The sequence below is a fragment of the Pseudooceanicola atlanticus genome (assembly GCF_000768315.1).
Taxonomy (GTDB): Bacteria; Pseudomonadota; Alphaproteobacteria; order Rhodobacterales; family Rhodobacteraceae; genus Pseudooceanicola; species Pseudooceanicola atlanticus.
In genome coordinates this window covers 832005-843296 of the sequence record NZ_AQQX01000001.1, presented here as the reverse complement: position 1 = coordinate 843296, position 11292 = coordinate 832005, and the positions used below count along the sequence as shown (strand labels likewise).

13 protein-coding genes and 1 pseudogene are annotated in these 11292 nt (G+C 59.7%); 7 read left to right on the top strand and 7 right to left on the bottom strand.

Features of this window, described 5'->3' with window-relative positions; translation table 11 throughout:
* Nucleotides 1–171: 171 nt before the first annotated feature.
* On the top strand, nt 172–552 hold the full coding sequence (locus ATO9_RS04150) for a hypothetical protein (RefSeq protein WP_043745317.1): 381 nt from the start codon (nt 172–174) through the stop codon (nt 550–552).
* Nucleotides 553–1116: 564 nt separating this feature from the next.
* On the opposite strand, the gene ATO9_RS04145 is transcribed toward ATO9_RS04150, so the two are convergent.
* A complete protein-coding gene (locus ATO9_RS04145; RefSeq protein ID WP_043745314.1) occupies nt 1117–1596 on the bottom strand; it encodes a hypothetical protein in 480 nt (159 codons plus the stop codon).
* Between the two features lie 143 nt (nt 1597–1739).
* On the opposite strand from ATO9_RS04145, the gene ATO9_RS04140 reads away from it, so the two are divergent.
* From ATO9_RS04140 to ATO9_RS23385, 6 genes and pseudogenes are all read left to right on the top strand, one after another.
* On the top strand, nt 1740–1991 hold the full coding sequence (locus tag ATO9_RS04140) for a hypothetical protein (RefSeq protein WP_043745312.1): 252 nt from the start codon (nt 1740–1742) through the stop codon (nt 1989–1991).
* Nucleotides 1988–2197: a hypothetical protein gene (locus ATO9_RS04135; protein WP_043745310.1), complete on the top strand. Its 210-nt coding sequence runs from the start codon at nt 1988–1990 to the stop codon at nt 2195–2197. The genes ATO9_RS04140 and ATO9_RS04135 overlap by 4 nt, the downstream gene beginning before the upstream one ends.
* 18 nt (nt 2198–2215) lie before the next feature.
* Nucleotides 2216–2548, top strand: a complete 333-nt coding sequence (locus tag ATO9_RS04130) for a hypothetical protein (protein WP_043745307.1) — start codon at nt 2216–2218, stop codon at nt 2546–2548.
* A 14-nt stretch (nt 2549–2562) separates the two neighbouring features.
* A complete protein-coding gene (locus ATO9_RS04125; protein ID WP_043745304.1) occupies nt 2563–2778 on the top strand; it encodes a hypothetical protein in 216 nt (71 codons plus the stop codon).
* Nucleotides 2779–3134: 356 nt separating this feature from the next.
* A pseudogene (locus ATO9_RS25040) lies at nt 3135–3521 on the top strand (calcium-binding protein); the annotation flags it as partial.
* 84 nt (nt 3522–3605) lie between these two features.
* A complete protein-coding gene (locus ATO9_RS23385; RefSeq protein ID WP_238318660.1) occupies nt 3606–4796 on the top strand; it encodes a calcium-binding protein in 1191 nt (396 codons plus the stop codon).
* A gap of 283 nt (nt 4797–5079) precedes the next feature.
* Here ATO9_RS23385 and ATO9_RS04115 read toward each other — a convergent pair whose 3' ends face one another.
* The 6 genes from ATO9_RS04115 to ATO9_RS04090 all read right to left on the bottom strand — a co-directional run bounded on the left by ATO9_RS04115 (nt 5080) and on the right by ATO9_RS04090 (nt 11284).
* Complete coding sequence (locus ATO9_RS04115; protein WP_043745301.1) at nt 5080–5448, bottom strand: hypothetical protein; 369 nt, start codon at nt 5446–5448, stop codon at nt 5080–5082.
* Entirely contained in the window at nt 5445–5636 is a 192-nt protein-coding gene (locus ATO9_RS04110; protein ID WP_043745298.1) for a hypothetical protein, read from the bottom strand. The genes ATO9_RS04115 and ATO9_RS04110 overlap by 4 nt, the downstream gene beginning before the upstream one ends.
* The gene (locus ATO9_RS23380) at nt 5633–6397 is read right to left on the bottom strand and encodes a hypothetical protein (RefSeq protein WP_052418087.1); all 765 of its coding nucleotides are present in this window, start codon (nt 6395–6397) and stop codon (nt 5633–5635) included. The genes ATO9_RS04110 and ATO9_RS23380 overlap by 4 nt, the downstream gene beginning before the upstream one ends.
* A gap of 65 nt (nt 6398–6462) precedes the next feature.
* Nucleotides 6463–6741 carry a hypothetical protein gene (locus ATO9_RS04100; RefSeq protein ID WP_043745295.1) on the bottom strand — a complete coding sequence of 93 codons (279 nt, stop codon included), beginning with the start codon at nt 6739–6741 and terminating at the stop codon, nt 6463–6465.
* Nucleotides 6738–7091 carry a hypothetical protein gene (locus tag ATO9_RS04095; protein ID WP_043745291.1) on the bottom strand — a complete coding sequence of 118 codons (354 nt, stop codon included), beginning with the start codon at nt 7089–7091 and terminating at the stop codon, nt 6738–6740. The genes ATO9_RS04100 and ATO9_RS04095 overlap by 4 nt, the downstream gene beginning before the upstream one ends.
* A gap of 278 nt (nt 7092–7369) precedes the next feature.
* Nucleotides 7370–11284 carry a sialate O-acetylesterase gene (locus tag ATO9_RS04090; RefSeq protein WP_043745290.1) on the bottom strand — a complete coding sequence of 1305 codons (3915 nt, stop codon included), beginning with the start codon at nt 11282–11284 and terminating at the stop codon, nt 7370–7372.
* Between the last annotated feature and the right edge of the window lie 8 nt (nt 11285–11292).

The following is an 11292-nucleotide window of genomic DNA, read 5'->3' as shown; positions in this document are numbered from 1 at the left end:
GGGGGGGGGCGGTAAGGAAGCCCAGCCCTGACAAAAGAAATCGCGGGGACAGGGCTCTTGATGTCCCCGTCCCCGCTCTAACCCGCCCGCGTGGCACGCGACCAGGTGTCTCTTGCAATGCTTGCACTGCAGTGCGAACGTCCCAAAGCTATTTCGCACTAAGGGTCCAAAATGAAATTGCAGATCGCACTGGCCGCCACTCTCATCATGTCTCTGTCCGGCTGCGTGAACGACACGCCAGTCACAACCAAACCGACACCGATTCTGAATTCCGAAAGATTGGCGGTCGAGGCAAAAATAAAGGACCAGATGCGCGACCCCGAAAGCACGAGGTTTAGAGGGTGGCAGGCGTTTTCCTTGAGCAATTCCGATCGAGTTCTCTGCGCTGAAGTCAACTCCAAGAACGGGTTCGGAGGGTATGTCGGGTATGTGCCTCTTTACGCAAGGGTCCGCGGTTCGAGTGTCCTAGCTTTCAAGACCGATGTCGCAGCACAGATCGCCTGCCAACAAGCCGCAAGCGGAGACTTCATGATCGCCTCGAATCCTGTTTGATTACTCAAAAAAAACCATCGCCCGCTAGCTCGACGCCAAATAGCCATATCATCACGCCCCCTACCCCTACCTGGGTTCAGATTCACGCAATTCCATTGCGCATGACTTCAGAAGTCGCGCCGCCTCTCGCATTATGTCAATCCGCTCACGCCCGGCGGGATCATCAACACCACGCCCCATCCATCTGCCGTGTTCCTCCTTAGCGAGGCCAGCCAGGCGATTGCCGCATCCCCACGCCTCATCACTCAGCGCCATGCATGCTCCTAGCTGGACTCGGCGGCTTGGATGGCTTCATCCAAGCGGTCGCGGAGTAACCGTGCATCACCAATATCGAAATCCGAACGCATGACCGTAGAGACGATCGGCGAAGACCCAGGCTCGCTTGAACCAATCATAGTCAGACGCACCCGCCCCCCAGATTCACAGAAATAAAACGACCTGTGCCAGGTACAATACGTCGCCCATTCAAGCCAGCTACTCCCTATTGGAGTCGGCTTGGGGCGAGGCGGAACTTCACCTGCATCAACGGCAGCAACCGCACCTTGGAGCATACATTCCTCCCTTCTAGGATCGCGCCCGATTGGCGCGTTGATGTGCTGCGTTCTGGGCCGCGGACACCGATTCAAGAAACTCCGTCAGGTCATCCCCTGGCACGTACAGTGCCGGGCCGTTGTACCGCAGAGAATGGACGTAGACCTGCATGCCGGCGTCCCAGAGGCCGGTGATCGTTTCCTGTGCCAACCTGGCAGAGAACCCGACGCAGAGCGGATCGGCGAACCATACCTGATCACCCTCCGGCTGGATCCGCTGCATGGCTTCAATGAATGATGCCCTCTCGACAAGCTTGCCCATCCAGTTGGTTGTCCGGCCGACATGAGAGACGTCATCCAGGATCATCGCGCTGATATCGTCCCGGCCGAGCATGCTTTCAGTGACACCCCAGGCCCGCGCCCGGGCGATCTGTTCCGTCCTGGACGGCAGCGACGGATGCACCGTGACCACCGCCCACTTTCCGCTGAACTGCTCCGCTTCCTTATCCGCCATCGACCTACACTGCTTTCTTACTCTTTTCTTACTTTAAGCAGAAAGCGGTTGCGTCGGTCAAGGCACACCGTTATCTTACATCAATAGGAAAGCGAGCATCGCAGACACCCGGAGAGGCCATGCACGAAGGCCGGAGGAATCCCATGACCACAAACGAGAAGATCGAAGCCAACGCGAACCTCACGTTGTGGTGCGTTCACGTTTTAGGGCCGGATGACGTTCATGCAGTGCCGTCGCACGATGCGGCCGTTATCGGCGCGCGAGAACTTAACAAGGCCATTCACGGCAAGGCTGAAGCGCCGGAGGATATCCTGTGCTTTGCCTATGCGGCCCCGTGGCCGCATTCAGCAGAAGCCCATGCCGAAGACCTGAAGCGCGAGGGAGACGCCCCATGACCGGGAATGACCGCTTCACAAAAGCACTCGGTCGCGATGATCAGGACGTGATGAACCTGCGGTCTGCGATTGACGGCCTCGTATTCGAGGGCTGGTCGGATGACGATATCGCAGACGGCGCGCGCGAAATCGCAGCGGAACAACGTGCCCACCTCAAAGCTCTTGAAGCCCATATTCGGGACAAGCGCCCGAACCGGTCCAACTAACCCGCGAAAGGATCATCCATGGCAGAAACATGCGACAAAAGCCGCCGGCCGATCCGTGTTGGAGACGTGCTGAAAGTGTTTCACTTCACAGGCGCACGGCGAAAAAAGCACTTCATGTACAAGCAAGTAACCCGCACTCAATGGCTCGGAGGATACGGAGGCAAACCGAAGGTGCTCTACTTCTTCGTCAGCCATCTCAGCCTGAAACCAGAGAGCGTTGACGGCGGTGGTGGATACTGGCTCGGAATGCACGAAGGGCTGCTCCCAGATTATGAAATCGTTCAGAGCATCAAATGCGACCACGAGGAAAGGGAACGCGTCGACATCGGCGCGCCGGAACCTGTCCAGTAAACCCGGAGGCAACTATGAAACGCTTTAGAGTCACAATCGAAGAGATGGGCGAAGAAGTCCGCACTATCGGCAAGGCATGGGAGAAAGGTGCCGGAGAAGGCCCTGAGGCTTACGGCTACACCCCTGAGACACAAGCGACCCGGCAGTACAACCGCACGATCTACGAGCAAACCGTCGAAGAGCTCGACATCGGCCGTGTCGTCAGCGTCGTGAATGACTTGCCTGGCTAACCCCGCGAGGCAACTATGAAACGCTTTAAAGTCACAATCGAAGAGATGGGCGAAGAGGTCCGCACTATTGGAAAAACGTGGGAGAAAGGTGCCGGAGACAGCCCTGAGGCTTACAGCGTCTCCAAATCCTCTTCGCGCTCCCGGTCGATCTCGCCCCGGCGTGCATAGGTAGCCAATGAGCCACCAGTCTTCCGTTGGGTCGCTGGAGGCACCGGAAGACTTTTGTTTGTCACTGCTCGCGAAAGTGGCACGCCGCCCCGCACGAGGCAGTTGCCGAAAAGGGCCGTTGCGTGGTATAAATACTCTATCCCAAATGCACATTTTTACGTTCATTATTTATTGTTCGAGGTTTCACGATGACTACCTACTATTACGATGGCTCGTTCCTAGAAAATCTACACTTGGGCCCTGAATCCGGGTTCAATGCATTCTCCGACAACTTTTGGTCCGCCGTTACGGCCGACAACCAAAGCAACACGTTCAACCTCACAGGTATCCAAGCATACTTCGACTTGACCACATTCGAGCTTTATGATGGCGATGACACCTTTGCAGGGTCAGAGTTGGCTGAGATAATTCATGCCGGAGATGACAACGATGAAATACACGCCAATGGAGGCGATGACGTCATTACGGCGACTGACGGTACAAATATGCTCTTCGGCGGCTCCGGCGCGGACACATTGCTCGGCGGCGTCGGCGAGGATGTTCTAGACGGAGGTTCCGGGGACGATCAGATCAGGTTTGGATCTGGCGGGAGCAAGGATACAATTCTTGGCGGGACCGGATTTGATACGGCAATTTATGATGGCTCGTATCTCCAAGGTATGGAGCTCGGCGCGGCTGCGTCCATCGAGGTCTTGACAGGTATGGGCCACGGTGGGTTCTACGGCAATGCAGCTGCGAACGACTTTAATGTCAGCGGGGTCCAAGCTTACGGCCAAGAGGCGAACTTCCTGCTCGGCGGCGGGGCTGACACTTTCCAAGGGTCTGGGAATTCGGAAACCGTATATTCCGAGAATGGCCGTGACTTCCTCCGTGGCGGCGGGGGCAACGACCTGTTGTATGGCGGATCAGGCGACGACACGTTGAACGGCTCCTCCGGCGACGACACGTTAAACGGCTCATCTGGAAACGACACGCTGGACGGCGGCACCGGGGCGGACCTGCTGATCGGCGGGCAGGGCTCGGACCTGATCTTTGTCGATGACGTGGGCGATCGGGTGGCCGAAAGCCGCAAGTGGGCAGGCAGTGACATGGTGGTCTCGACAGTCGATTTCCGCATGGGCAGCAAGCACATCGAGGATCTCGAGCTCAGGGGCGACGCCACGATCGGTGCCGGCAACGGGCTGAAGAACGTGATCACCGGCAACCACGAGAACAATATCCTTGACGGGGGCAAAAACAACGACACGCTTGTCGGAGGGGAAGGGGACGACACATACATCCTGCGCGCGCCCGGCGACACTGCGGTGGAGGAGGCCGTTGGCGGGATTGACATCGTGAAGGCCTATGGCTCTTTCGCGCTGATGGCCCATGTCGAGAAACTCTACATGCAGAACGTTCTATCGAAGGAGGGCACCCCGGTGAACTTCAATGGGATCGGCAACGGGCTCGATAACACGATCGTGGGCACCCCGTTCGACAACACCATCGTCGGCCGCGAGGGGCGTGACGTGCTGAAGGGCCAGGCCGGAGCGGACACCTTCGTCTTCGACCGGGCGATCGGGGCGGAAAATGTCGATCGGATCATCGACTTCAACACCAACGAGGCCGACGAGGGCGACATTCTGAAGATGAAGGGTACGGTATTCGGCGGGCTGGCGGCGGGCATTCTCAACGCGGACCACTTCGTGGCCGGGACGGCGGCGGCGGATGTGGACGACCGCTTCGTCTTCGACCAGGCCTCGGGGCTATTATGGTTCGACGGTGATGGCGCCGGTGGTGCCGTGCAGGAGCTGGTCGCCACCTTCGAGCAAAACGCCCTGGTGACGGCCGCGGATATCGAGATTTTCTGAGTGGATTCCACTAGTCAACCCCGATTGGCGTAGCAGATGCCGGGCCATCCCAGTTTCAAGCGAGGTTATGTGGATTGCGGCGAAGGCCCACTTCAAGCCCGAAGCGGTCATCGGCGCAAGATGCAGCGAATGTCGACCAGGTGCCCTCATTAGCGTTTCTCGGAAGCGCTGCTAAGGTCAGCTTTCGGTAGGCGAAGGCATCAAACTCGGAAGGGTCGGGCTCCGGTAGGAACAGCACTACAAATCTGCGGCTAGCCATACACTTGAGCCTCTACTGACCGACCTATCGCCTAATGACCCGCGTGATCTGCATGGCCCCTGCCGTTAGGAAGTAAAACCCGGCGATGGTCTGGCCGAGGATCCGTTCGTTGTCGCCCAAGCCGTCGGTGACGCCGAGGCCGAAGATCTTGTCCCAGACGATCACCTTCCAAGTGAAAAGGATGAACGGCAGTGCCCATGCGGCCTGCATCACGGCCGTGACCTTGCCGCCGTTTATCAGCACCTTCTGACGGGCCTGCAGCTGCTCGATCTCCACGTCGGCCCGGATGCGCTCCGCCTCGGTATTGGCGTTCTGCTTCGCCTCATAGGCGCGGGCCAGGCGGTCGGCGATGCCCGTCAGCGGCGAGATCAGCCCGATCAGCCGGCCGATCATTCCTTCCGACCCAGCGGGGTCGTCGTCACCCGGCGCAGCTGCATGTTCACGATGGCGATGAACAGCGCGTAGAACGGCTGCCAGCCTTCCGGCAGGATCGCCGCGACCTCGGGCAAGTTGAGGATCGGGACCAGGAACACGCAGAACACGTTGAAGGCGATGGTACGCCAGCCTTTGGGGATAATCATTTCGAGAACCTTTCCATGATGAGTTGCAGGAGTGCCGACAGCCAATTGCCGGCCGGGGGCGGCGCGCTCGGCGCCGGGACTGCGTCGATGACCTCGATCCCGAGGCGCGGCATTGTCTTGAGGTGGCGATGCAGGGCGGCGCGGGTCTTCGGACCACAGATGCCGTCGGCGACGAGCCCCTGCCCCGCCTGGAAGCGAACAAGGCTTTCGATCTCGGCGAGCTCCTGTGCGACCACGTCGTAGAGCGCCAGCCGGTCGCTGTACCCGTTAAGCCCGCCGTTGATGCTACGGGTGACCATTTCGATATCGCCCGCCTCGACGTATTTTGCGGGGACCCGGGTCGTCCAATACCAGAGCGCCCCGAGACCAAGATATTGCGGATCGGTCAGCAGATCGGGCTGTGCTTCGAAATCAGGCGTGTCACGGCCCGTCTCGCGGCACCAGGCAGTCAGGGCCCGGTAATTGTAGCGACCGGTGATCTGCATCATATCGCGGCCCATGAAGAGCTTGCCGTCACCCTTCCGGGTGTTGCCGAGATCGCGCCGCCCCTCATAGCGCCTCTGCGCCTGGGTCGGCTTCCAGAGCTCCTGGACGTATTTCAGGCGCCCGCTTTCATGCAACACCTGGGGCAGGAACTGCGCGGCCGCGTGGCGCGGCATCAGCACGGCCGTTGTGTTGACGAGCTCGGCCAGGCGCGATTTGCGCGCGCCATATCGGGTATGGCCGGTCACCCGGTCCAAAAAAGGAACGTCGATCTTCATGGGATCCTCCAATAGAAAAAGCACGCTCGAAGGCGGGCTGTCTGGCGTGTGCAGTGCGAGGGCCGTTACCGGTCGCCGAGCTTGGCGCGTCGGTAGATCGTCAACAGGAAGGTTACGGCCAACAGACCCTTGGTCACCACGATCAGCCAGGGCACCACGGGCGCGCCGCCGATCGCCAGGTTGCGGATGACGAGCGTAAAGAGCACGCTGATCCCGATCAGCGCATAGCCTGCGGCGATAGCTCGTCCGGGCGGCCGGGAACGGCCGTTGATATGAGCAAGCCACCAGCACGCGAGGATGACCACGGCCGAGCTGACGTTGTTCGCAATCAGAAGCCAGTTCATTTGGCGCCCCCCTTTTCCAGAATGAAGCGGCGGAATCCCCGAATGGCGGCGATACCGCCCTCCCCCATCACGAAGCCGGCGGCCAGGTAGGCCCAGGTACCCCCGCCGGTGATGCTGTCGAGGACATGCCCGACCAGCCCGCCGAGGAAGATTGCGCCGAAGGCGCCGGCGACACCTTCCACGATGCGCCGCCGCCATGAAGCCTCCGGGGCAAAGACAGCCCGGACATAGGCGCCCGCAGCGCCGGACAACAGTAGCGCGCTGATTTGCTCGGGCATCTGGTCCAGCAGCTGGCGCGCAGCAATGACCAGGCTAGCCATCGTCACCGGGTCCTTGGTCGGATCACTCATCGGAGCCCCTCTTGAGTATGGAGCTGGCAAAGTTCTGGCTGATCATAGCGGCCCCTTTTCGGTTTTTTGTGGCGGCTCTCGGCCTGTCGTGCTGGAAAGGGGCAGGGGCACTTGGCTCAAACGCGAGCCAGCCTTTTCGGACAGCTCTGACAAATCGACCGGGGGCATCAGGGCAGAAACTCTGCAGAGTTAAGGCCCGCCTTCAATTCATCGACCATTTTCAATACTTTCATTTCGTTTGCGATTGCGCACTTGACCCTATGGCGCGTCAAGGCTGGTTAACCGATCAGCCAATTTGTCCCGTCGAAATAGACCGGCACCGTATTTGCCCCGCCGCCCGCCACCGTGCTAGCGAATGCCGTTGCGTTGGCGTCAGTTACCACAGCTTTCCGAAACCCTGCGTTGGCAGGAATATTCGCAAGGCTTGCGACGGTGGGAAGCCCTCCTCCGACGTAGTATTGGTCAAGGTCCATCAGGACGCCGCCCCCGCCCGAAGTGTTGGTCATGAGTGAACCGGACGTGAGAAACTTGCCTTGAATTTCCACCGGATTTGCGCCAACCGTGCCGGTTGCATTGATGGCTACAAGGTTGCCGGAGCCATCCGTACTATGCAGGCCAGTAATTTGCAGGGCCTTGTCCGGCAAGTCGCCACACACTATCTGGAATAATGGCTTGTTACCCATGTTCAGGAACGAAACGCCATTAAAACGGATTCCTGATATCGAATTCGAGACGCGGGTGTCCGTGATATAGACGCCCGCTCGTTGAGCGTCTGCCAAGTGTGACCCGTAAAAATCCAATTCGGCGCAACTATCAATGTGAATGAGATCATACCCCCCATTACCACTGCCATCGTCGTTTCCGTGACCGAAGTTAAAAACTCGGACACCTACGCACTCCTCAAGACGCAAGCCATCCTCGTTAATTCCTGCCGCGCTGGCATTGTGTGCATTTGCGCCGTAAACATTGCGCAGGACGACGTCCCCCCAACCTCGTAGCTTGACCGCGCACTGACCAGAACCACGAACCCTTATGTTGTCCATCGTCAGGCCGTAAACAGGGGCAGCGAAACTGCCAGAAGTGGAGAGGTAGATCGCGTGTTCTCCACTATCCTCAATGACAACATTCTTGACCACCATGTCAGCCGTGCCGCCAGTAATAGCGTTCTTGCCGGGATCCGGTGTGGCATTGGCGTTTTTAGAATATACTGTCAGGCCGTTCAGGTGAAATTTTTCTATACCTTGGAGAGATATGCCCGAAGCATAACGCCGAAGCTTACAGTTTAGGATGCGAATGTCTGACGGAGAACCTCCAGCCCAACCGTCGGCGCACTGGTAAATTCCATCCCATTCGACGCATTCGAGCTCGATGTCAGTTCCGTCGAACCGAACACAAGTGTCGTACCCAGAGTCATCAACACTAGCGGGCTGGTCCGTATCCGCACTGAACTTTACATGGCGAAGTCTGGTTCCGACTTTAAGGGCGAGAAAGCGTTCAAAGTAGTGCCCACTGCCACCGTTATCCGTCCAGCGAAAGTTTAAATTTTCGATGACCCCACCATTACCCAAAATGCCACGCTGATTATTGCTAGTGTCGGTTTCTGAGAATTGAATGGTCGCGCCATTCCCATCAACAACCGAACCCGCAGGAAATGCTAAGGATGCGCCCGCAGAAACAAGATCACTGGCCGCGTAAATGGTGTTCGACCTCAATTCCTTTTTAAGGACACTCGTGTCCGCCGCCCACTCAACAAGTGCAGTGCGCATATTTGTTGTGCCAGGCGTGTTGTTGTCAGCAAAGTGATCTGGCGTAGAAGGCGCTACAGGCTTAACCCCTGGCATGCCGCTAATGAAAGCATATACCGCCACGACAGACGGCACGCTGTTTGCGCCAAGCGCGCCGCTGAGTGAACCGGTAAGCTCGTTGGACGTATCGAAGTCGCCGACAACAGAGGTTACTACGAAAGACGAGCCCGTACCGCCCTCCTTCACGATACCCGTCGCTCCGCTGGTCGCTTGGGTCAGCGTCTCGCCGGTAGCTACCGTCACGGATCCGGTTAGGGTCAAAGTCCTGGCTTTATCCCACAAAAACCGTAGATCTCCGGCGTCGGAAACCACGCCATTTGCGAAGACACCCCCGGCCGCGATGAAGTCCTCAAGTTCGGAGCGTGCCAGAAAACCGCCCGAGCGATTGACGATCTGCCAGCCGGCCGGCGCCTCGCCCGGTGTCGCGGCCACCCCGGCCTTGGCCTGCAGCGTGGTGAAAGCGCCCGTCGTCGGATTGGAGATGAAGGCGACCCGGCCGTCGAGCTGGGAGAACCCGTCAGTAATCGCGTTGGTCATTTCCGTGACGCTGGTGAAGGTGCGGGTTTCCGTGAACCCGGCCTCTTCGCCGTGCACCACCGTGATCATGCCGCCCCGCGCGATGTTCTCGGCATCGATCGCCGCCTTCACGTTGTTGGGCACAAGACAGCCGGTCAGGTTCAGATAGGTCAGACCGGGCGGCATGTCTTCGGCGATGAAGTCGCTGAAGTCCAGGCCGGGCGCATCCTGCAGGCGCAGGGTCTCGACCGTGCGCGGGATGTCAGCCGCGATCACCCTGCCCTTCAGGTTCGTCGGGCCCGTCAGGTAAATCTGCGACAGCGGCGCATCCGGCGGGATGACGAGCGAGGTCAGGGAATTCTCCCCGGCCGGCTCCCCTGCCCCGATGTTCAGGCGCACCGGGTTGTCGCGTGCAGCAGCGGCCGCCGCGTAGGCGCGCAGCCGCACCCGGTTCGTGCTGTCGACCGTGTGACTGTAGGACGGCGATCCGCCCGTCGTCGTTCCGCCGTCGCGCGTAATCGTGCCGCCATCGTCCTTGACGTAGAGGACCGGAATGCCATTGGCGCCCGACGCAACCTGGACCTCGTCCGGGTCACCGCCGTCGTCGTCGGGATCGGTCGGGTCGAACAACATTTCGCCCAGCAGCACCATGGGTTGAGCCCGGAAGGTTTCGGTGTTCGGAAGCCCGCGCGGATAGCTGCTGTCGGAGGTCACACCCGCCGACTTGCCCAGGAAGATATCTGCCGTGCGGTAGCCAAGCTCCTGCAGAGACGCGCCATCGAAGTGCACCTGCAGCCCGACATCCTCACCAGTCAGCGCCAGGCCATCACTCGGCACCACGGCAAAGTTGGCGTATTTGCCCGAGGCCGCGATCTTGATCCATTCACGCGACACCTGCCAGGCGTCCCCGCCATCGGCCTCCTGGACAGGAAGGGTCGCAGCAAAGAAGATATCCTCTGACGCCCAGGACGCCGCCTTTGCGGCGGTGATGATCTCAGGCAGCCGGCTATCGCCCAGCGTCCACATGTTGGTCGTCAGATTGTAGGCATCCTCGCCCCAACCCATCATGAACAGATCGACCTTTTCCGTGCCCCAGAGATCGCCGTCAGCCAGGGCATCGGTGATGGCCGTGTCCATGGCGCTCCAGAACCCGCCCGAGGACGGGTCCCAATCGTTGATGCCGGTGCCGCCGACAGCCGTCATGACGATCAGGACCGGTCGACGCAGCGCAACGGACATCCGGTGTGCTGCGTGGAAGGCCATATTGTTCACCGTACCCTCGGCGGTGGTGAACGGCACAGCCCCTAGCGCCGCTTCGACGATCGCATCGCCGGCAACTTCGACCGCAGCCCCGGTTGTGCCCGCCGTGTAGCCGTTCCAGACCCAGACATCGCCGGCCCCGGTCTTGTCGCCGTTGGTCGCGGCTGAATTGCCCTTGGGATTCGACTGGCCAGTGACGAGAACCGTGAGCCAGTCGGGCGAGTACCAGGTAGACCCGATCTGGACTTTGTAATTCGCGTGCGACGGCTCGGTCGTGCCGCGCGACTTCCACCCCTGTTCGGTCACGCCCTTTATCGCGGCATCGAGTTGCGGGATCGCCGCGACGGCCGTGGCGCTGGCGCCGCTGCGACGGTAGAGATCGACCAGGTTCTCGCCAACGACCGAAAAGGTCTCGCCATCCGCAACACCGGCAATCCCCTCGGCCGTGCTGTCAAAGGTCGGAAACCCCAGGGTCGCCGCGATCGACAGCGCATCGATGCGCGATTGGAGCGTCGCGAATCCGGAATTGATACCCGCCTCAAGGTTGCCCTTGGACGCAATCTTGGGAACGCCGCCCGTGGTGGACAGCGAGAATACAGGGGCCGTGGCCATACGGATTT